Origin of the sequence: Micromonospora sp. CA-248212, from assembly GCF_050948405.1 — a bacterium.
Lineage (GTDB): Bacteria > Actinomycetota > Actinomycetes > Mycobacteriales > Micromonosporaceae > Micromonospora.
Genome location: NZ_CP192023.1, coordinates 3,455,374 through 3,475,888 on the forward strand (window position 1 = coordinate 3,455,374; position 20,515 = coordinate 3,475,888).

Genomic DNA, 20,515 nt, shown 5'->3' on the forward strand with positions numbered 1-20,515 from the left:
TCGGCAGCGGTCAACCGGCTGCCCGTACCGGGACGCGCCGAACCGGCCGGAGATGTGCTCCGGCGTGGACGGTGTGGACGACGCGTTATTCCGCGGTCGGCGACCCTCTGGGCGGACCGCGGCCGACCCCGGCAGGGGCGGCAGGCAGGCTGATCGACGAATGGGCAACCCTCTATCTGGAAAGCGACCCTACCCTTGACCATGGACAAAGGCAAAGCTCCCTCACGATCAGCAGAAGTTTCGCTCCACCTGACAAAAGTCCGCCCACCAGGTGCGCGACCCCAGACTCCACGCCCCGCACCCGCCGCGCCGATCTTGCACTTTCTGCGCCGACATACCGGACTTGCCTGCCGATAACGGCAACCGAAAGTGCAAGATCGGCGCGACGGGTGGGGTGGGACCCGGGACTTGCTCCCTCGGGCGGGCTCAGCTGCTGCTCGTGGGTTGTGGGGCTGCCAAGATCCGCGCAACATCGGGGATCTTGCTGCCTCCCGCCGGCCGGAGGCAGCAACATCGGGGAAGTTGTGCGGATCTTGACCAGCCCAGCCCAGACCGGCCCGCTCCGGCCGGTCGTGTGCCTGCTGCGTCAGTCGTGCACCTAGGGCGATAGGGGCGGGAGTGGCGGCGGCGTGGTCGGACCGGACGTTGCGGGTCGGCGGGCATGCGGGCGGCCGGAGAGCACCCACAACCGGCAGTGGTGCGCTTTCTCGGCAAGCGGCTCAGTGGCGGAAAATGCGTCGATAAATGCGCTCGCGATTATCTCCGAATGCCCTGAATGCTCCCGTCGAGGCGGCCAGAATATGAGTGAGGGAAGCCGAAAACGGGGGGACTGAACATGACGTCTAGGCGGCGATTGACGCTGTTGGCGGTAACTGTCGCGGCCGCACCGCTCGTGTTGGGCGGGTGCACCATCGGTCGGGACCCGGTGGCCGGGCCGGCCAAGCGGCACGCCGCGCCGCCGGAACTCACCGTCACGCCGGGCGACAAGACCCGCGAGATCCCGGTCAGCGCCGAGGTCGGCACGGTGGTCAAGGGCGGACGGGTCACGGCTGTCCGACTCACCGACGACAAGGGCGCGCAGGTCAAGGCGGAGCCGCGTGAGGATGGCTCGGGTTGGGTGCCGAGCGCGCCGCTGCAGCCCCGGCGCACGTACACCGCGGAGGTGACGGCGACCGGCGACTCGGGTGCGACGACGACGCGGACCACCACGTTCACCACGATGGCCACGTCGACGAAGCCGCAGGTGACCAGCACGCTCTATTTCGTCGGCAACCGGACGTACGGTACTGCCATGCCGGTAACGGTGGCGTTCGACCCGGCAATTCCGAAAGAGGCCAGGGCGGATGTGCAGCGCCGGTTGTTCGTGAAGACGAATCCGCCGCAGCCGGGCACCTGGTCGTGGCTGGACGACGGGAGTCAGGTCTATTACCGGGCACCCGATTTCTGGCGACCCGGGACGACGATCAGCGTCCGGGCCGGTCTGCAGGGGCTGCCGATCGGTAAGAAACTGATGGGGGACGCCGAGCGGACCGCCACCTCGAAGATCGGCAAGCAGGTCTCCTTGGAGATCGACAACGCCACGAAGCAGATGTCGGTGCTGCGCGACGGCAAGCTGGTCCGCCGGATCCCGGTCAGCCTGGGCAAGCCGAGTACGCCGAGTTCCAGCGGCAAGATGGTGATCATGGAGAAGCACGAGCGGACCACCTTCGACACCCGGGGTGAGCCGAACGGCGGCTACGTGGTCGACGTCGACGACGCCCAGCGGCTCACCTGGGGCGGCGAGTTCATCCACTCGGCGCCCTGGTCGGAGGGCGAGCAGGGCTACACCAACACCTCGCACGGCTGCGCGAACGTCTCCGCCACCGCCGCCGACTGGCTGATGGGCGTGACCCAGGTCGGCGACCTGGTCACCGTCAAGGGCACCGAGGTCGAGTTGCAGCCCGGCAACGGCTGGACGGCGTGGAACGTGAGCTGGGACGAGTTCGTCAGGGGCAGCGCGTTGCCGGTGCCTCCGGGGCTCAAGCCCGCGCCGGCCGCCCCGGCGCATCCGGGGGCGGTCGCCGGTGGGTCGCCGGCCCCGGCGCCCTCGGTGAGCGGCCGCTGACAGACACCCTTCGGGCCGGTCCACCCACGCGGTGGGCCGGCCCGCTCGCCTTCGCGGGGGCGGGGACCGCCGCCGTCGGGGCCGGCCGCCGCCCGGGGGCGTCGGGCGCGGGCCAGGCTCGTCACCCCAGGGGTACGCGGGCCACGCCGGACCCGGTGAGGCTGCCCAACCAGAGGTGGTCGCCGTGCTGTCGTACCCCGGTGATCATCGAGTAGTGCCCGGCCGGGCCGTGCAGCGTACGACGGACCGTGCCCTCGCCGTCGACGAGCGCGACCAGCCCGTAGCGGCGTGGCTGCGGCTGCATGGCGTCGGGCAGCAGCGCGGCGAGCTGGCGCAGCCGTGGGTGCGGCAGCAGCCGTTCGGCGAGGGGCACGCGGGGGCTGGGCAGGGCGATCCAGTACGTGCCGTCGCCCACGGCGCAGAGATTGTCCGGGTACGCGGGCAGGTCGGCGAGCACCCGCACCCCGCCGCTCAGCTCGACGCGCAGCAGCCGGTGGGTGGTGGTCTCCACCAGCATCAGCGCCGACTCGTCGGGCGTCAGGGCGATGCCGTTGGGAAAGTACAGCCCCTCGGCCACGACCTCGATGCGCCCACTGCCCGGGTGGTGGGCCAGCACCCGGCCGTTGGGGCGGTGCTCCAGCAGGTCCCGTTTCCAGTGCGAGACCGGAAACCGGTCCGACGAGTCGGTGAAGTAGACGGTGCCGTCGCGGGCCACCGTCGCGTTGTTGGCCAGGTGCACGGGCGGCGCCGTCCCGGTCAGCTCGCGGACCGTTCCGTCCGGCGTGACCCGTAGCAACCCGCGGTACGCGTCGCAGACGACCAGGGCCTCCCCGGACGGGTCCAGCTCGATGCCGAGCGGCCGGCCGCCGGTCTCGGCCAGCAGCCGTCCCCGGGTGCCGGCCGGCGCGTCGACCGGCCACCACCAGAGGTTGCCGTCCTCGTCGCCGCTGACGACCCGACCGGACGGGTCCACGAGCACGTCCTCGGGCCCGACGGCGCCTTCGGGAAGGGGCAGGAGGTCGACCTGGTCGAGGCGGCGATCGGTGGCCGCCCACACGCCGCGAAGCGGAGGCGGGACGGTGGCCGGTTCGCGGACGGGCCGGATCAACCGTGGCGGCCGGGGGCGGGGGATCACCATCGCCCCATTCTCCGACGCTGATGCGGGGCGTGCCCGGTACGGCGCGCCACCTGGTCGTTCGGCCGACCCCGACGCCCCTGGCCTCCACCCTCGGGCGGATGAGGGGAAGCCTGGGGGATGACCCTGGACGTACCCGGAATCACTCCCCGGACGGGCGAAACTGTCGGTGGTGGGGGCTAGATTTCAGGGCATGGAAGAGCGCAGCGACCGGATCGACGTGCAGGTCAGCGTGGGTGACCAGGCGGTCCAGGTGCGGGTGGCCGGTGAGGTCGACATCGCCACCGTGGCCGTGTTCCGGTCCGCGCTGTGGTCCGCGCCGGCGCGTCCGGTCGTCCAGCTCGAGCTGTCCGGGCTCCGGTTGCTCTCCGCCGCCGGGGTGCGGGCCCTGCTGGCCGCGCATCTGCGCGTCCGGGGCCGGGGCGGCGAGCTGGTCGTGGTCGATCCGACGCCGGTGGTGGCCCGCGTGTTGCGCGCCACCGGCCTGCACCGGGTGATGCCGATCCTCGAGCCCGCCCGGGTGGTCGAGGCCGCCCGTCGTGCGGCGCCGGCCGATCTGGCCGTGCCCGTCCGCCGTCCGCCGGCCGCGCCCGGTGACCTGGTGCTGGCGGCCTGACCCTGACCTGGCCGAGCGCCGAGCGGCCGAGCGGCCGAGCGCCGAGCGGCCGAGCGCCGTTGAGGTGCCGAGGCGCGGGGCCGTCTGACTGGACACGCCGTGACCGAAGGCCGGGGGGCGCTGACGTGCTAGGCAGCGGGGCCGTCTGACGCCGACCTGCTGTCGCCCGGGTCTGACGTGCGAAGGGGCCGCCCGGCGTCGAGCCGGACGACCCCCGCGAGGTGTCGGTCAGCGCACGCCGAGCAGGTCGACGATGAAGATCAGCGTCTCGCCCGGCTTGATGACGCCGGCGGCGCCACGGTCGCCGTACCCCAGGTGCGGCGGGATGGTGAGACGCCGCCGGCCGCCGACGCGCATGCCGGCCACGCCCTGGTCCCAGCCGGCGATGACCTGACCGCCGCCGAGCGGGAACTCGAACGCCTCGCCCCGGTTCCACGACGAGTCGAACTCGCCGCCCGTGGAGTGCGACACGCCGACGTAGTGGACGCTCACCAACTGGCCGGGCTCGGCCTGCGGGCCGTCGCCGACGGTGATGTCCTCGATCACGAGGTCGGCCGGCGGCGCACCCTCGATCGGACCCACCTCGGGCTTGCCCGATCGGGCGCCTGCTGCCTGGTTCATGCGGGATCTCCTGCCGTGTTGCGGTGATGTGTCCGGTCACCGTCGATCCTGCCGGATCGCCGACGGCCGATGTACGCCACACCCGTGAACCGACCGCGGATGATCGACACGGTTCCCCACGGGCCCACGGGCGCACGCGCACGTTCGCGGGCGTCACCCCGGAGGGTGACGCCCGCGTCGGAGGGGCTCACCGGAGCCAGGGCGCCTGCCGGACGATCGGCAGCTTCGCCCACACCTTCCCGAGGCCCCAGGTGTCGCCGGCGTTGACCAGCGCCAGGGCGGCCAGCACCGCGGCGTAGATCAGGTGGTCGTCCATGAAGAGGTTGTTCTCCGGGGGCAGGACGGCGGTCCACATGAGGACCAGCAGCAGTCCGCCGGCTACGGCCGCGACCCGCATGCCGACACCGAGCAGGAGCGCGACGCCGATCCCGGCGAGGCCGACCATGAACAGCCAGTCCGCCCAGGCGGCGCCGGCGATGTTCGTGTACATGTCCTTGAACGGACCGGCGACCCCGAAGGTGAGGAAGCCCTTGGTGGGGCTGCCCCCGTTGATCCAGGCGTTCTTCGACTCGGTCTCGTGGCCGAGGCCGAACAGCTTGTCGAGGAATGCCCAGAGGAAGATCCAGCCGAGCGCCATCCGGGTGCCCGCCAGGACGTACCGGGCGGCCTTTGCTCGGGTGGTGTCGGTCGCCGCAGCGGGGGTCCCGGCGGTGGTCCGGTCGATCGTCGTGGTCATGGTGTCCACGTCCCTTCTCAGCCTCGCACCGCGCTTCCCGGTGGCACCTCCAGTGGACGCCCTCGGCCCCTCGGGGCGGCAGGGCCGACCGGACCGCACCGGCCCGGGACCTTGGACCCCTGACGGCTGGGCCGGGTGGCACCGCGGCGGGGTGGTCGGCCGTCGGGCCGCGCGCTGACCCGTACGGACGCTCGGCTCACGGCCGGTCCGGCTCGATCCGGGCCGTCACGTCGAGGTGCGCGGGTGCGCAGCCGGCCGTCGTGGCGAACCGGCGGACGGCGGCGTGGACGTGCTCGCGGACCCGCGCGGCGGGGGCGTCGCTGCTCAGGTCCACCTGGACCCACACGTCGGGTCGCGGTGGCGGGCCGGTGAGCACGACCCGGGCGCGGCGTACCCCGGCCGCCCGGACCAGGTCCCGTTCCAGGGCGCGTACGAGCACCTCGGTGGCGAGCCGGGTGCGACCGGGACGGTTCCCGGCGTGGCTCAGCATGCCCCGCAGGGGCCGGTCGGGTCGGCGTACCGTCCGGTGCAGCAGGCGCTGGCCGGCGACGGCGGTCAGCAGCCCGGCCACCGCGGCGGCCAGGGTGCTCCAGGGCGTCGCCAGCCGCCACGCGTCGACCAGGCCGCCGCCGAGCAGGACCGGGTCGCCGCCCGACAGCGCGCCGGCGCCGATCGTCAGCGCGGTCGCCCCACCGGCCACCAGCAGCAGCGCGACGATCGTCCACAGCAGGCGATGTGCGGCGTCGGTCATGCCGGTCCCCGGGAGGGCAGCAGTCGGATCTCGACACGGTCGACGCGCGGCCGGGCGAGCCGGCGCAGCTCCTGGCGCACGGCGAACTCGACCTCGGCGCGGGCCGCGGGGTCGCCGGTGGCGTGCAGCCGGGGCCACCACCGGTCGCCGTGCCGTCGGACGCGCACTCTCGTCCGGCGTACGCCCGGCACGGTGTCCACCGCCTCGGTCAGTCGACGTTCCACACACCGTCGGCGCAGGTGCCAGCCGTCGCGTTCGTCGACCCGCAGCCGGACCGGCGTCCACCGACGCAGTTGAGCGGCCAGGACGACGAGGCCCAGCAGGACGGCCGCGCCGGCCGCCACCCGCACGCCCGGATCGGCCCAGCGGGTGCTGGTCAGCGCCTCGTACCAGCCGGGGCGGACGAGCAGCGGCGTCGGTACACCGAGCGTCACCAGCAGCGCCTGCGCGGCCAGCAGGGCGCCGCCGGCGAGCAGGACCACACCGAGCAGGAATGAGGCAGCCCGGTTGACGGTCGCCATGGTCAGCTCTCCCCGCGTGGTCGAGGGGCGGAGAGTGGCCTCGTCCGAGCCGGGCACCACGAGATCCCGCACCGTGATCGTCACCGCGACGACGGTGTGGCCGGTGTCGGCGTACACCCGGTCGGCGACCGCGCGCCGGACCGCGTCGGCGACGGCGGGCAGGTGGTGTCCGTACTCGGTGATGAGGTCGAGGTCGAGGCCCACGGTCCGGTCGTCCACGCGGACGGTGACCGGTCGGACGTCGCGGATGCCCGGCACCCGGCCGGCGGCGGCGACGGCGCTCCGACCGACCTGCGCTGCCGCGTCCGTGTCGCGGCGCGGTGGTTCGGCGCCAGGCAGCGCGTCGCCGGCCGGCGTGGCCCGGGTGGAGGTGGGCCGCCCGGGAAGCCGGTGGTGTCGTTCCGCCCGATCCGTGGTCGGTCGACGGCGGATGGTCGGCTCGCCGGCCGGTCGCGGGTGCCGGGGCCGGCGCGGATGCTCCCCCTCGCGTCGGCGGGGACGCGGCCCGCTCGCGGCGAGGGCGCCGAACCGCAGCTGTCGCGACATGCTCCGACCTCCCAGCCGATCCGCTTCGGGCGACCTCGCTGGATACACCCCGGCAGGTCGACTGGAACGCGACAGCAGTGTGATACAGGTCACAGTCGGCTGCCGACGTGGCGTGGTCCGTGTCCCCTTCACGCGCTTCTACCCGGTTGTAATACGCGTCTGAGGAGGCCGCCATGCGTGTACCCGGGCGCGGCCAGCGGCGTGGAATTGGCGTCGACGCCCTTCCCCGGGGTGGCGACGCAGCCCTGCGCGCCTTGACGTCCGACACCGGCCGGGGCGACGATTCCAGTGACGAATATCGATGACGGGGGTCGTTGATGAGAAATCGGGTTGTCTCGCTGGCCGTCGTGGCGCTCGTCGCCGTCACGGGTGCTCTCGCCGTGGTTCTCCCGGCCTCCGCCGCCAGCGGGTGCGCGGCGGAGCTCCTGGTCTACGCCCGGTACTCGTCGATGCTGCGTGGCGAACTCAGGGTGCACAGTTTCGGTCGGCCGCTCGCGGAGTGGACGCTGCGGTTCCCGCTGCGCTACCCGACCGAGCAGATCAAGAACGTCGAGGGCGTGCGCTGGGAACAGCACGGCGCGCAGGTCACGATCCGTAACCTGCCCGGTGTCACGCTGCCGGCCGACAAGACGGTGTCCTTTCCGTATGCCATGACGCACGGGGTGGTCTGGACCAGCCAGCCGCAGGAATTCACGCTCAACGGCGTCACCTGCACGACCTCCGTGCCCGCGCCTCCGCCCCCGTCGAGCCCACCGCCGACTTCGCCGAGTCCGCGGCCGAGCGGGTCGCCCAGCCCCACCCCCGACCCGAACCGTCCGTCCGTGCGGATCATCAAGCCCGAGGAGGGCGACCACTTCTTCGCCCCGGCCACCATCACCGTGGAAGCCGCCGCCACGGCCGCGCCCGGCCGACGGATCACCCGCGTCGAGTTCTTCGGCTGGGGCAGCTGGTCGGACAGGATCTCGCTCGGCACCGACACCACCGCGCCGTACACCGCACGGTGGCGTGATCTGCCGGCCGGCCTCTACAGCGTGAATGCCCAGGTGTACGACGACCAGGGCGCGACGCTGAGCAGCGAGAAGAGTATTTCCGTGCGGGTGTTGACACCCGGCGAGGAGCGGCAGGCGCCGTACGTCAGCGTGGTCCGCGACCAGCTCTGGGGCATCTCCCCGGTCATCGACACGGCGGCGCCCCGACGCCTGACGCCGCTCGTGCGCACCGGAGCGGAGGCCCGTTGCGTGCAGGGGCGCGGCATCTGGGACGGCCCGGTCGACGCCACCGCCGTGGCCGGGCTCGCCGCACGCGGCGTGCAGGCGGTGTACATCCCCCTCAACGAGGCCTGTTGGCTGGGCCTGTCGTACGTCGACCCCCGCTACGGCGGGGAGCCGTACCGGCAGGAGATCGTGGCGTACACGCAACGGTTGACGACCGCCGGCATCACGCCCATCGTCGCGCTCGCCTGGAGCCACGGCCGCTACACCGGGCCGGGGGCGACCTGCCGGGACGAACGCGCCGTCTGCGCCAAGCCGATGCCGGACGCCGCGTACGCGATTGACTTCTGGCAGAGCGTCGGTCAGGCCATCTTCGATGAGACGGTGGTGTTCGACCTGTTCACGGCCCCGTACCCGGATCGGGCCATCGCCGACCCGGCACTGGCCTGGACGTGCTGGCGCTCGGGCGACCAGGCGTGCGCCGCGCTCGGCTATCCGACGGTCGGCATGCAGCAGTTGCTGGCCGCGCTCCGAAGCGGTTCCCGGAGCGTGGCGCTGGCCAGTGGCCTGAACGGCGGCAACGACCTGTCCCAATGGGCCGCGTACGTGCCGGACGACTGGTTCTACAACGTCGCGGCGGCGTGGCGGCCGACAACGCCCGGGGGCTGCCACCCGCCGACCCTGCCGCAGGCGCCCGTCGTCGTCACGGCCGTCTGCCGCTAGCGCGGCGGCCGGCGGGCCGCGCCACCGGAACGGGTGATCGACCGCCTAGACTCGGCGCGGTTCGACCGACCGGCGGATGGATCAGGCAGATGACGAGCACCGACGAGCGCGGCTGGCTGCGGGCGTTGCCCGCCGATGGTGGACGCGACGCGCTGTTCAGCCGCGCCGGCCACCGGGTGTACGGGACGCGTCGGCTCAGCGAACTGGTGCAGGGGCGTCCGCCGGGTGTGACCGGCAGCCAGTGGGGCTCGGCCAGCCGAACGGCGTTCGACCTCGTGGTCTGCGCGCCCGACACCCAGCGGCCGGTCGTCGCCGTGACGATCGGACCGGTCCCGCTGCCCGGGTCGGCCGAGCAGCGCGCCGAGCGGCTCGCCGACGCCGTGGGCGCGGCCGTCGGCCTGCCCGTGCTGCGCATCGGGTCGCCGACGCTGCGGGCCGCCGAGCACGGCCGGCGTCTGATCGAGTACGTGCTCGACGCGCGCGCCTACGCGGCGGGCGGCACCGGGGACGAGCCCGCCCCGGTGGGTTTCCGCGACATCCTCGGTCGGCTGCCCGACGGGCGGACCGGCCCGGTGAACGACCTCGGCGCGTTGACCCGGGCGGCGGCCGTCGAGGCGTACGTGGCCGGGCAGCTCGCCGACCCGATCGTGCGCGGGCTGCACGTGCGCTGGATCGAGGGTCCGGCGCAGGGATGGAGCTGGGTCCAGCCGCGCCTGGACGGCTGCCTCGTCGAGCGAGTGTCGATCACCGCGCAGCGATTCTCGTGCGGTGTCGACGAGGCCCGCCTGGCCGAGGACCTGGCGGCCGTCGCGATCGGTGAGCGGCTGCGCGTCGCCCGGTCGGCGGACCCGGGCCTGCTCGCGCGTGCGGACCTCACCGCCGAGATCGCCGCGCTGAGCCGCCGCCGCGACGAGCTGGTGGGCGGTTTCGCCTTCGATCACCTCTGCGTGGACTGACCGCGACTCTCCGCTGCCCAAGACCGCTCGGCTCCCGATCCGTTCGGGTGCCGAGCATTTTTCTGTGGGGTGGTTGAACCTTCCCCGTCGCCGTCCCGTACTCCTGCGCGAATGAAGAGGATCTCCCCAACCGCGTCGATCGGGCGCGGGCGACGGTGCGGAAAGGGCATCGTCGGCCGTCGACACGTTACCGGGTAGGTCGCGGTGGCCGCCACCGTGGCGTGCCATCTCACATCCGTCGGTCCGCCGAGGGCAGGAATCCACTACCGGATCGAGAAGGAGAGCAATTCGATGCGCAGGTCCACTCGGGCGCGCCGGTCACCCGGCATCGCGCGGAGCAAGCGTCTGCTGGCCGTTGTCGGCACGCTGGTGGTCTTCGGTGGAGTAGTCGCCGTCACCCAGATTTCGTCGGCCCAGGACCGGCGGACGAACAAGCCCCGGCCCGTCGCCGGGCAATGCGTGGAACCGAGCCCCGGCTCGACCGCGCCGAGCGGCACCTCGACCAGCCGTACGTGGCAGAACGGTCGGTGGGTGCGCAACCACTGGGGTGACGGTCAGGAGTCGGTCGCGGAGTGCGAGGACGGTAAGGACGGCACGGTCGGCACCGGCTCGGCCATCGCCTGTCCGGATGTTCTGTCCAAGCTGCCGCAGGTGCCGGAGCGGGCGCGTGCCGAGGTCGACCGTAACCTCGCGCAGTTGCAGACCCAGATCGCCGAGGCCGACCGCCGGCTCGCCGCCGAGGGCAACAAGGGTAAGGCGTTCATCGACAACGCGATTCTGCGGCCGTTGGCCGACAAGCGTAAGGCGGTGCTGGACCGCATCACGACCGCCATCGACCGGGTCGGGCCCCGCCCGCAGGGCCTGGCGCAACTCGCCCAGTGTCAGGTGCAGCCGACCGGTAACAACAACGGTGGCGGCAACAATGGTGGGAACACCGGCGGCGGTACCAACAACGGTGGGAACACCGGCGGTGGCAACAACGGCGGTGGGAACACCGGCGGTGGCAACAACGGCGGCAACGCTCCCGGCGCTGGCCTCGGTGTGCTGGCCAACAACTGCGACGAGAGCAAGTTGGAGCCGCACAACGGTTTCCAGCTCGGCAACCGTTGCGTGAGCACCGAGTTCGGTGAGGTCGGCGCCGCCGCCAACAACCCGTCGCTGCTGATCACCCAGTTCCCGCAGCAGGTCGGCCGCAACCAGCCCTTCACCCTGCGGGTCAGCACCAAGAACCTGGTCCGGGACCGGTTCCTGGCGGCCGGCCAGGGTGGCTACTACGTGGAGAGCTCGCTGCTCAACGCCCAGGGCCTGGTCCGGGGTCACTTCCACACCGCCTGCCGGATGCTGGACAGCCTGACCGCGCCGCCCGAGCCGCAGGAGGTGCCGGCGTTCTTCGTCGCCACCGAGGACGGCCGCGGTGGCGCCCAGCCGGACGAGGTGACCATCCAGATCCCGGGTCTGCCGGAGTCGGGCACCGCGCAGTGCTCGGTCTGGGCCGGTGACGGCTCGCACCGTCTGCCCATGATGGAGCGGGCCAACCAGACCCCGGCGTTCGACTCGATCCGCGTCACCGTCAACTGACCGGTCGATGAGCGGCCGGCCACCCGGGTGGACAGCACCCCGGGTGGCCGGCCGCGCACACAGCGACGGGGTCCCGCCGTTTTGGCGGGACCCCGTCGCTGTGCCGTGCGTCAGCGGTTCTTGTACGCCTCGACGACCTCGACCGGGATCCGGCCCCGCTCGGAAATCTTGTAGCCGTTCTTGACGGCCCATTCCCGGATCGCCCGGTTTTGTTCGCGGTCCATTCCCGCGCCGGTGGGTCGCCCCGGCCGCCGAACTGCCCGCGCGTTCTCCGCCGGGCCTCGGCCGATCCGCCGGCCCGCATTGATGTATGGGTCCAGCGCCTTACGCAGGACACCCGCATTCTCGTCCGAGACGTCGATGGTGTACGCGACGCCGTCGAGACTGAACTCGACCGTCCGATCGGCCTTCCCGCCGTCGAGGTCGTCGGTCAGCACCGTGATTACTTTTCTCGCCATTGCCGATTACTCCCTGTGTGTGGCGGGATGTTTCCAAAGTCTGACCTATCACCCGGGGAATCCGCAACAATGTGCGTGCCATTCATTTCGGCGCGTCGCGATTGAGTGGGCCACAAAACAGCGAACTGGCCGTAATCGCAGGTCCCGGTGCGGTGTCAATCGGTGAGCAGACCGGCGTGGCCGGCGACCGCCGCCGCCTCCGCCCGGTTGGCGACCCGCAGCTTGCGCAGCAGAGCGGCGGTCATTCGTTTCACCGTCCGTTCCGACACGTGCAGTTCCTCGGCGATGTCGACGGTGCTGCGCCCGATCGCGATCGCCCGCAGCAGACGGCGCTCCTCGGCGTCGAGGTCGACGGACGCCGTCCGGGCGGGTCCGAGGAGGGCGCGCAGCAGTTCCGCCGGCAGGACTGCCCAGCCGTCGAGGATGGCCAGCAGCGGGGGTAGCAGCTCCTCCGGTTCGCTGGTCTTCGGCAGAAATCCCTCCGCGCCGGCCCGCAGCGCCTCCAGTGCGGGCGCTGGGTCGGTCGAGCCGGACATGGCGACCACCCGTACGCGGGGGGTGGTCCGCCGGATGGCGGCCACCGCCCGGACGCCGCCGGGTGGTGGCATGTGCAGGTCGACCAGCGCGAGGTCGGGATGGCAACGACTGATCATGCCCGCCGCCGCGGCGGCGTCGCCGGTCGAGCCGACCACCTCGGCGCGTCCGTCGGTGGTCACCGGAAGCAGCAGCTCCAAGCCACGGACGAACAGGGGGTGATCGTCCACGACAGCGAGTCTGAGGTTGGGGGCGTCCGGCATGTCTGGGCCGTTCCCCAGCGGGTACCGATCATGCGGGTATGCACCGATCGGGGGGAGTCGGATGGATGCGCGCACGCCAGGTGTGGCAGGGCCGGTTGCGAGGATTGCGACGCGCCGGGTCCGGACCGGGCATCCCACCGGAGGTCGACGCGGACCTGCTGCTGCGGGTGTTGTGTCACGAGTTCCGTACCCCGGTCAGCGCGCTGACGTCGTTGACCCGGGCGCTGGCCGATGACCACCGGCCGCTGACCGGCGCGGACCGGCGGGCGGTCATCGCGCTGGCCCGCGACCAGGCCGTCCATCTGCAGGGCCTGCTCCGCGACGCGACGGCCGGCGCCGGCGCGCTGACGCCGGTGGCCCAACCGGAAGCGACCGTGCCCCTGGCCGGCCTCCTGCGTGAGGCGGCCGCGTTCGTGCCGGCGGGCCGGCGTCGGGTCCGCGCCACCCGACGGGCGGCCTGCTGGCCGGTACCGGCCGGCCGCACCCGGCAGGTGCTGGGAAACCTGGTGGAGAACGCGCTGCGGCACGGGCCGGCGAACGGGCGGGTCGGGCTCTACGCCGCGCTGCGCGGCCCCGGCCTGAGCATCGTGGTCACCAATGAGGGGCGGGTGGACGACGGGCTGCTGGTGGCGCTGCGCCGTCCGGCCCCCGTGGTCGGCATGTCCGGGCTGGGGTTGTGGATCGTGCGGCACCTGGTGGCCGCCGACGGGGGAGCGCTGCGGGCGCACCGGTTGCGCCCGCGGGGCGTGGCGCTGGAGGTGCTGCTGCCGGCGGTCGGACCGCTGCGCTGACCCGTGCGGGACACGCATTGGCCCGGCCGGGTCAGCGGGATGGGAATCGTCCTTGGCGCCAGCAACCCGGTGCCGAGGAGGTCGGATGTTCAGCCACGTCAAGGACCTGCAGTTCGAGGCCAAGCCGGACGCTCCGGACGCCGCGTTCGCCCGCCGTCTGCAGGAGGTGCTGGGTGGCAAGTGGGGCGAGATGACCGTCGCCAACCAGTACCTCTTCCAGGGCTGGAACTGCCGACTCCCCGGTAAGTACAAGGACCTGCTGCTCGACGTCGGCACCGAGGAGGTCGGCCACGTCGAGATGATCGTGACAATGATCAGCCGGTTGCTGGACAGCGCCCCGCTGGCGCTGTCGGAGGCCGTCGCGGACAACCCCGGGGGCGGGGCGGTCTACGCCGGGTCAAACCCGGCGCACTTCATCCACGGCGGGGGCGGGGCGCTGCCCGTCGACGCCAGCGGGGTGCCCTGGAACGGCTCGTACGTCACCGCGAGCGGCAACCTCCTGGCCGACTTCCAGCTCAACGTCACCGCCGAGGCGCAGGGCCGGTTGCAGGTCGCCCGGCTGTTCAACATGACCGACGATCCCGGGGTCAAGCAGATGCTGCGCTTCCTGCTGGCCCGCGACACCATGCACCAGAACATCTGGCTGGCGGCCATCGAGCAGCTCAAGGAGGACGGCCTGGAGGAGATGCCGGTGCCGGAGGCCTTTCCGGACTCGGCGGAGTTCACCGACGAGTTCGGCTACACCTACCTGGGCTTCTCCTCGGGCGTCGACGCCGCCCAGCGGCGGTGGGCGTCCGGGCCCGCGCCGGACGGCAGGGGCGAGTTCCGGTACGACGACAACCCGCGCGCGAACGCCCCCGAGCCGGTGCTGCCGCCCGGTGACCCGCGGCTCTACGGCACCAACCCGGACCCGGCCGGCGGCGTCGTGAACACCGTCAAGAGCAGGCTCACCTGAGCTTGTCCCGTCGGGTCGTCCGGGTCCCGCACGGGCGGCCCGACGAGACCGCCCGCTCACCGGAGAAGACGAGGAGAAGCGCATGTCTGTCGTCGCGCCCGCCCGCGAGTCCGCAGCGGTCCCGCTGTCGCGTACCCGGGTGAAGTTGGCCGTCTGCACAGTGCTGACCGCGCTCGCCGTCGGAGTCGGACTGCCTGCCCGGGTGGTCCTCGCGCTGGCGCTGACCAGCCTGGCCATCCCCGTGGCCGTAGCGCTGGCCGGGGGCGGCCGGGCGGTTCGCGAGCTGCTGCTGCCGGCTCGCCGCCGGGCTCCGGACAGTGGCCTGGGTCACACGCCGGAACAAGGGGAACGCTTTGTTACTTGAGTGAGACACGCTCAACTCAATGGATAGCAGGTGTTCGATGGCAACTCTTCCGGTACTGCCCCTGACCGACGCCGTGCTGCTGCCCGGCATGGTCATCCCGGTGACCCTCGACCCGACCACCCAGGCCGCCATCGACGCGGCGCGGACAACCGGCGACCGCAAGCTGCTGGCCGTCCCGCGGATCGACGGCGAGTACGGCCCGATCGGCGTGGTCGCCACCATCGAGAAGGTCGGCCGGCTCCCCGACGGTGAGCCCGCCGCCGTCGTCCGTGGCCTGTCCCGCGCGCGCATCGGCTCCGGCGTGCCCGGTCCCGGCGCGGCGCTCTGGGTCGAGGCGACCGAACTCGACGAACCCGCTCCCGCCGGCCGCGCACGTGAGCTCGCCCGCGAGTACCGCGCCCTGGTCACCTCCGTGCTCCAGCAGCGGGGCGCCTGGCAGGTCATCGACGCCGTGGAGCGGATGACCGACCTCTCCGAGCTGGCCGACTCGGCGGGCTACGCGCCGTGGTTGACCCTGGAGCAGAAGACCGAACTGCTCGCCGCGCCGGACGTCACCGCCCGGCTGGAGCTGCTGGTCGGCTGGGTGAAGGACTACCTGGCCGAGCAGGAGGTCACCGAGCAGATCAACAGCGACGTCCGCGAGGGCCTGGAGAAGTCGCAGCGGGAGTTCCTGCTGCGCCAGCAGCTCGCCGCGATCCGCAAGGAACTGGGCGAGGACGAGCCGGACGGCTCCGCCGACTACCGCTCCCGGGTGGAGAGCGCCGAGCTGCCCGACAAGGTCCGCGAGGCGGCCCTGCGCGAGGTCGGCAAGCTCGAGCGGGCCAGTGACGCCTCCCCGGAGGCGGGCTGGATCCGTACCTGGCTGGACACCGTGCTCGAGATGCCGTGGAGCACGCGTACCCAGGACAACACCGACCTGGCCGCGGCCCGGGAGGTGCTCGACGCCGACCACGCCGGTCTGTCCGACGTGAAGGACCGCATCCTGGAGTACCTGGCCGTGCGGAACCGGCGTGCCGAGCGCAACCTCGGCGTGGTCGGCGGTCGCGGCTCCGGCGCGGTGCTCGCCCTCGCCGGCCCTCCCGGGGTCGGCAAGACCAGCCTCGGCGAGTCCGTGGCGCGGGCCCTCGGGCGTAACTTCGTCCGGGTGTCGCTCGGCGGCGTCCGCGACGAGGCGGAGATCCGCGGTCACCGGCGCACCTACGTGGGCGCGCTGCCCGGTCGGATCGTCCGGGCCCTGCGCGAAGCCGGCTCGATGAACCCGGTCGTGCTCCTCGACGAGGTGGACAAGCTGGCCGCCGGCTACGCCGGTGATCCGGCCGCCGCCCTGCTGGAGGTGCTCGACCCGGCCCAGAACCACACCTTCCGGGACCACTACCTGGAAGTCGACCTGGACCTGTCCGACGTGCTCTTCCTCGCCACCGCCAACGTGGTGGAGTCCATCCCCGGCCCGCTGCTGGACCGGATGGAGTTGGTCATGCTGGACGGGTACACCGAGGACGAGAAGGTCTCCATCGCCCGCGACCACCTGCTGCCCCGGCAGCGGGAGCGGGCCGGGCTGACCGACGACGAGGTGACCGTCGCCGACGCGGCGCTCGCGCTGATCGCGGGGGAGTACACCCGCGAGGCCGGTGTCCGGCAGCTCGAACGGGCCCTGGCCAAGATCCTGCGCAAGGTGACGGTGACGCTGGCGACCGACCCGTCGCCGGTACGCGTCGACACCGACAACCTCAGCGGCTATCTGGGGCGGCCGAAGTTCACCCCGGAGTCGGCCGAGCGTACGGCGGTTCCCGGTGTCGCCACCGGGCTCGCGGTGACCGGCGCCGGCGGCGACGTCCTCTTCATCGAGGCGACGAGCATGGAGGGCGAGCCGGGACTGACCCTGACCGGTCAACTCGGTGACGTGATGAAGGAGTCGGCGCAGATCGCGCTGTCGTACCTGCGCTCCAACGGGCGACGGCTCGGCATCGACCCGAACGCCCTGGCCGGGCGGCGGATCCACGTCCACTTCCCGGCGGGCGCGGTGCCCAAGGACGGCCCGAGCGCCGGCATCACCATGGTGACGGCCCTGGCGTCGCTGGTCACCGGCCGCCCGGTCCGTCCCGAGTTCGGGATGACCGGTGAGGTGACCCTCTCCGGTCGGGTGCTGCCGATCGGCGGGGTGAAGCAGAAGCTGCTCGCCGCGCACCGGGCCGGCCTCACCGAGGTGATCATCCCGGCGCGCAACGAGCCGGACCTGGACGACCTGCCGGCCGAGGTGCGCGAGGCGCTGACCGTGCACACCCTGGCCGACGTGGCCGACGTGCTCGCGCTGGCGCTGCGCCCGGCCGACGTCCAGGCGCTGGACGGACCGGCGCTCTTCACGGTCTGACAGTCCACCACGGTGACCCCCGCCGTCCGTCGACGGCGGGGGTCATCGGCGTCCACGCATCGAAGGCTAGTGTTCCGCTCGAAGCGTCGACCACCTCTCCGCCGCGAGGCGGTGCCCCCGGAGGTAACCCCGTGAATCTCGTGCTCGGGATCATCCAGATCCTGCTCGCTGTCGTCTTCGCCGGCGCCGGCCTGGCCAAGCTGACCCAACCGAAGGACAAGCTGCGCGAGATGATGCGGTGGGTGGACCCGGTCCCGCCGTCGCAGGTCAAGGCCCTCGGCGCGGTCGAGGTGGCCGCCGCCCTCGGGCTCGTGCTGCCCGCGTTCACCGGCATCGCCACCGTCCTCACGCCGCTGGCCGCCGTCGGGCTGGTCATCGTCATGATCGGCGGCATCCTCGTGCACCTGCGCGACCGGAAGAAGCGCGACACGGCGGCCGAGCGTCGGCTGGAGATCCAGGGCGCGATCACCTGCGCGGTGCTGCTCGTCCTCGCCGCCGTGGTGGCGTGGGGACGCTTCGGCCCGTACTCCTTGTGAGGGCCCGTCGGCGACCGCCGTACCCAGGCGGTCGCCGACGGCTCAGCTCAGCGCTCGTCGCGTCCGCGGTCGCGGCGCACGGTCGCCTTGCGGCCCTTGATCGTGCTCTGGCGCAACCCGGAGATCACCTCATCGGCGACGCCCTGCGGCACCTCGACCAGGGAGAACCGGTCCGCGATCTCGATCGAGCCGATGTCCCGGCCCCGGATGCCGGTCTCGCCGGTGATGGCGCCGACCAGGTCCTGGGGGCGTACGCCGGCCCGCCGGCCCAGGCCGACGAAGACCTGGACGGTGTTGCCGCCGACGCGCGGCCGGCCGCCACCGCGCCGATCGCCGCCCCGCCCACCGAACTCCGGGCGACCCTCGCGCGGGGCGCGGACCGGAACCTGCGGAATCTCCTCCTCGTCGTCGGAGCCCGGCGACGTCACCTCGTGGGCCAGCTTCACGGCGGCGAGGGCGACCTCCATCAGGTCGAACTCGTCGGTCAGCGTCTCCACGATCACCCGGTACGGGTCGAGGTCGTCCTCCAGCAGGCTCTCGCGCAGCGCCGCCTGCGTCAGCTCCAGCCGGCGGGTCCGCATGTCCGCCACGGTCGGGATCTTGTCGATGGTGATCCGCTGGCCGGTCACCCGCTCGATGGTCTTGAGCATCCGGTGCTCGCGCGGCTCGGCGAGGGTGATCGCCACGCCCTCGCGTCCGGCCCGACCCACCCGACCGATGCGGTGCACGTACGACTCGGGCGCCGACGGCACGTCGTAGTTGACCACGTGGGTGAGCTGTTCGACGTCCAGCCCACGGGCCGCCACGTCGGTCGCCACCAGCAGATCCGCCGTGCCGGCCCGCAGCCGGCCCATCACCCGGTCCCGCTGTTCCTGGCTCATCCCACCGTGCAGCGCCTCGGAGCGGTAACCCCGGCCGTTCATCGTCTCGGTGAGCCGGTCCACCTCCTCGCGGCTGCGGCAGAACACGATCGCCGCCGTGGGCGACTCCACGTCGAGGACCCGGCCCAGCGCGGCCGGCTTGTGCGCGCGGGTCACGATGTACGCGCTCTGCCGGACCCGGGGCGCCTCGCCCGCCACCGGCTGCTCCCGGCCGATCTCGATGCGTACCGGCTCGGTCAGGTGCTGGCGCGCCATCCCGTCGATCCGCGACGGCATGGTGGCCGAGAAGAGCACCGTCTGCCGCTCGGCGGGTGCGTGCTCCAGGATCGCCTCGATGTCCTCGGCGAAGCCCATGTCGAGCATCTCGTCGGCTTCGTCCAGCACGACGGTGGCCAGGCCGCTCAGGCGCAGGGTGCCCCGGGCGATGTGGTCCAGCGCGCGCCCGGGGGTGGCCACGACCACGTCGACGCCGCTGTCGAGCGCCCGCAACTGCCGGCCGATCGGCTGCCCGCCGTAGATCGGCAGCACCCGTGCGCCCAGGTCCTTGCCGTACCGGTGGAACGCCTCGGACACCTGCACCGCCAGTTCCCGGGTCGGCACCAGCACCAGCGCCACCGGGTCCCCGCCGTCGCGGTGGGCCGGCATCCGGTGCAGCAGCGGCAGCGCGAACGCCGCCGTCTTGCCGGTGCCGGTGGCGGCCTGACCCAGCAGGTCCCGACCCTCGATCAGCGGTGGGATGGCCTCCCGCTGGATGGGCGTCGGCTCCTCGTAGCCGAGGGCGGACAACGCGCCCAGCAGTTCGTCGCGTAGCCCCAGGTCCGTGAACGCGGTCACGTCGGGCTCGCTGGCGGTCGGTGCGTCGTGCTGTGCAGGTGCGGAACTCATGTGCCAAGCCTTTCATCACCCCGTCGGTGCCGCTGCGCCGACCGGCACAACACGCCCGGCGCCCCGTGCGCGTCAGGCACCCGTGGTGAGGATGGCCAGGATCATGACGCCGGCCAGCACCACGTCGAGCACCCCGCAGAACTCGGCGTACCCCCGTGGCACCACCCGCCCGGTGCGGTGGTGGATGACGTCCCAGCCGGCGTGTGCCAGCCACCCCAGCGCCACGAGCCACGCCGCGGTCCGCCCCCCGACGGCGACCGCCGCCAGCGTCAGCGCGACCCAGACGGCCAGGCCGGCCAGTTGGGTGGCGAGCACACCCGGCCCGCGCAGCGTCCGCCGGGCCAGGCCGATCAGCAGGTACCCGCCGGGCAGCACCAGCATCGTCCACGGGTTGAGCACGCCCGGGTCGACCCACATGTCGACGGTCACCAGCAGCGCGAGGCCGGCCGGCCAGCGTCGGGCGAGCGCCACCACGGCCGGGTGGTGGCGTACCGCCGTCGGTGTGTGGTGCTGGTGGCGCAGCGCCACCAGCACCATGGCCGGCACCATCAGCAGGTGTCCGCCGCGCATCAGTGCGTCACCGTCCAGCAGACCGGTCCAGAAGGGGACGAACAGCAGCAGGAACGGGACGTACATCGCGGCGGCCATCTCGACGCATGCGGGCCAGTGGTGTCCTCGGTAGCGCATCCACACGGTCATGCCGATGGTCATGTTGGTGGCCATCACCAGCGCGGCGACCTCCGGGCGGCCCAGCGTCGCGCCGATCCCGAGCACGGTGCCGGCCGCGTCCCAGAGCGGGCCGAGCAGCAGCATCCCGACGAACATGGCGACCGCCATCTCGCCGAGGTGCCACAGCCATCCCCGGCCGCCCCCGGTCGCCGTCGGGACCGGGGGCGCCGGCGGGGTGGCCGGCAGCGGCTCGGGCAGCGGTACGACGGGTGCGGTGTTCGCGTACATCTGTGTCTCTTCCATGCCTCGACCC

At 72.6% G+C, this 20,515-nt stretch carries 19 protein-coding genes; 10 read left to right on the forward strand and 9 right to left on the reverse strand.

Annotated features, from left to right (window positions below; genetic code table 11):
* Positions 1 to 835: 835 nt before the first annotated feature.
* Positions 836 to 2,104, forward strand: a complete 1,269-nt coding sequence (locus tag ACQP03_RS16565) for a L,D-transpeptidase (RefSeq protein WP_357118988.1) — start codon at positions 836 to 838, stop codon at positions 2,102 to 2,104.
* 121 nt (positions 2,105 to 2,225) lie between these two features.
* Here the strand turns inward: ACQP03_RS16565 and ACQP03_RS16570 are convergent, their stop codons facing one another.
* Positions 2,226 to 3,242: an SMP-30/gluconolactonase/LRE family protein gene (locus tag ACQP03_RS16570; RefSeq protein ID WP_433461074.1), complete on the reverse strand. Its 1,017-nt coding sequence runs from the start codon at positions 3,240 to 3,242 to the stop codon at positions 2,226 to 2,228.
* 190 nt (positions 3,243 to 3,432) lie between these two features.
* On the opposite strand from ACQP03_RS16570, the gene ACQP03_RS16575 reads away from it, so the two are divergent.
* Entirely contained in the window at positions 3,433 to 3,855 is a 423-nt protein-coding gene (locus tag ACQP03_RS16575; RefSeq protein ID WP_357399162.1) for an STAS domain-containing protein, read from the forward strand.
* A 228-nt stretch (positions 3,856 to 4,083) separates the two neighbouring features.
* On the opposite strand, the gene ACQP03_RS16580 is transcribed toward ACQP03_RS16575, so the two are convergent.
* From ACQP03_RS16580 to ACQP03_RS16595, 4 genes are all read right to left on the reverse strand, one after another.
* The gene (locus ACQP03_RS16580; protein ID WP_357118979.1) at positions 4,084 to 4,476 is read right to left on the reverse strand and encodes an FKBP-type peptidyl-prolyl cis-trans isomerase; all 393 of its coding nucleotides are present in this window, start codon (positions 4,474 to 4,476) and stop codon (positions 4,084 to 4,086) included.
* A gap of 187 nt (positions 4,477 to 4,663) precedes the next feature.
* Positions 4,664 to 5,212 (reverse strand): hypothetical protein, encoded by a 549-nt coding sequence (locus tag ACQP03_RS16585; protein WP_357118976.1) that lies wholly within the window; start codon positions 5,210 to 5,212, stop codon positions 4,664 to 4,666.
* A gap of 196 nt (positions 5,213 to 5,408) precedes the next feature.
* Entirely contained in the window at positions 5,409 to 5,963 is a 555-nt protein-coding gene (locus ACQP03_RS16590) for a hypothetical protein (protein WP_357170453.1), read from the reverse strand.
* On the reverse strand, positions 5,960 to 7,030 hold the full coding sequence (locus ACQP03_RS16595) for an Asp23/Gls24 family envelope stress response protein (RefSeq protein WP_357399165.1): 1,071 nt from the start codon (positions 7,028 to 7,030) through the stop codon (positions 5,960 to 5,962). The genes ACQP03_RS16590 and ACQP03_RS16595 overlap by 4 nt, the downstream gene beginning before the upstream one ends.
* Before the next feature lie 317 nt (positions 7,031 to 7,347).
* On the opposite strand from ACQP03_RS16595, the gene ACQP03_RS16600 reads away from it, so the two are divergent.
* From ACQP03_RS16600 to ACQP03_RS16610, 3 genes are all read left to right on the forward strand, one after another.
* Positions 7,348 to 8,964 (forward strand): Ig-like domain-containing protein, encoded by a 1,617-nt coding sequence (locus ACQP03_RS16600; RefSeq protein ID WP_357399168.1) that lies wholly within the window; start codon positions 7,348 to 7,350, stop codon positions 8,962 to 8,964.
* A gap of 89 nt (positions 8,965 to 9,053) precedes the next feature.
* Positions 9,054 to 9,920: a hypothetical protein gene (locus tag ACQP03_RS16605; protein WP_357118964.1), complete on the forward strand. Its 867-nt coding sequence runs from the start codon at positions 9,054 to 9,056 to the stop codon at positions 9,918 to 9,920.
* Positions 9,921 to 10,211: 291 nt separating this feature from the next.
* Positions 10,212 to 11,498 (forward strand): hypothetical protein, encoded by a 1,287-nt coding sequence (locus ACQP03_RS16610; RefSeq protein ID WP_357399170.1) that lies wholly within the window; start codon positions 10,212 to 10,214, stop codon positions 11,496 to 11,498.
* 110 nt (positions 11,499 to 11,608) lie between these two features.
* Here ACQP03_RS16610 and ACQP03_RS16615 read toward each other — a convergent pair whose 3' ends face one another.
* Both ACQP03_RS16615 and ACQP03_RS16620 read right to left on the reverse strand, forming a co-directional pair.
* On the reverse strand, positions 11,609 to 11,956 hold the full coding sequence (locus ACQP03_RS16615; protein ID WP_357118958.1) for a histone-like nucleoid-structuring protein Lsr2: 348 nt from the start codon (positions 11,954 to 11,956) through the stop codon (positions 11,609 to 11,611).
* 155 nt (positions 11,957 to 12,111) lie between these two features.
* Complete coding sequence (locus ACQP03_RS16620; protein WP_357118955.1) at positions 12,112 to 12,720, reverse strand: response regulator transcription factor; 609 nt, start codon at positions 12,718 to 12,720, stop codon at positions 12,112 to 12,114.
* 98 nt (positions 12,721 to 12,818) lie between these two features.
* Here ACQP03_RS16620 and ACQP03_RS16625 point away from each other — a divergent pair, with 98 nt between their 5' ends.
* The 5 genes from ACQP03_RS16625 (at position 12,819) to ACQP03_RS16645 (ending at position 17,767) form a co-directional block, all read left to right on the forward strand.
* A complete protein-coding gene (locus ACQP03_RS16625; protein WP_357170466.1) occupies positions 12,819 to 13,544 on the forward strand; it encodes a sensor histidine kinase in 726 nt (241 codons plus the stop codon).
* 85 nt (positions 13,545 to 13,629) lie between these two features.
* The gene (locus ACQP03_RS16630) at positions 13,630 to 14,499 is read left to right on the forward strand and encodes a manganese catalase family protein (protein WP_357170470.1); all 870 of its coding nucleotides are present in this window, start codon (positions 13,630 to 13,632) and stop codon (positions 14,497 to 14,499) included.
* Positions 14,500 to 14,581: 82 nt separating this feature from the next.
* The gene (locus ACQP03_RS16635) at positions 14,582 to 14,863 is read left to right on the forward strand and encodes a hypothetical protein (RefSeq protein ID WP_357397522.1); all 282 of its coding nucleotides are present in this window, start codon (positions 14,582 to 14,584) and stop codon (positions 14,861 to 14,863) included.
* Between the two features lie 37 nt (positions 14,864 to 14,900).
* Positions 14,901 to 17,231, forward strand: a complete 2,331-nt coding sequence (gene lon / locus ACQP03_RS16640) for an endopeptidase La (protein WP_357170476.1) — start codon at positions 14,901 to 14,903, stop codon at positions 17,229 to 17,231.
* 131 nt (positions 17,232 to 17,362) lie between these two features.
* Complete coding sequence (locus ACQP03_RS16645) at positions 17,363 to 17,767, forward strand: DoxX family protein (RefSeq protein WP_357118941.1); 405 nt, start codon at positions 17,363 to 17,365, stop codon at positions 17,765 to 17,767.
* A 47-nt stretch (positions 17,768 to 17,814) separates the two neighbouring features.
* On the opposite strand, the gene ACQP03_RS16650 is transcribed toward ACQP03_RS16645, so the two are convergent.
* The gene (locus ACQP03_RS16650) at positions 17,815 to 19,533 is read right to left on the reverse strand and encodes a DEAD/DEAH box helicase (protein WP_357118938.1); all 1,719 of its coding nucleotides are present in this window, start codon (positions 19,531 to 19,533) and stop codon (positions 17,815 to 17,817) included.
* A gap of 72 nt (positions 19,534 to 19,605) precedes the next feature.
* Positions 19,606 to 20,505, reverse strand: coding sequence for a hypothetical protein (locus tag ACQP03_RS16655; protein ID WP_433461075.1), 900 nt, complete (start codon positions 20,503 to 20,505; stop codon positions 19,606 to 19,608).
* Between the last annotated feature and the right edge of the window lie 10 nt (positions 20,506 to 20,515).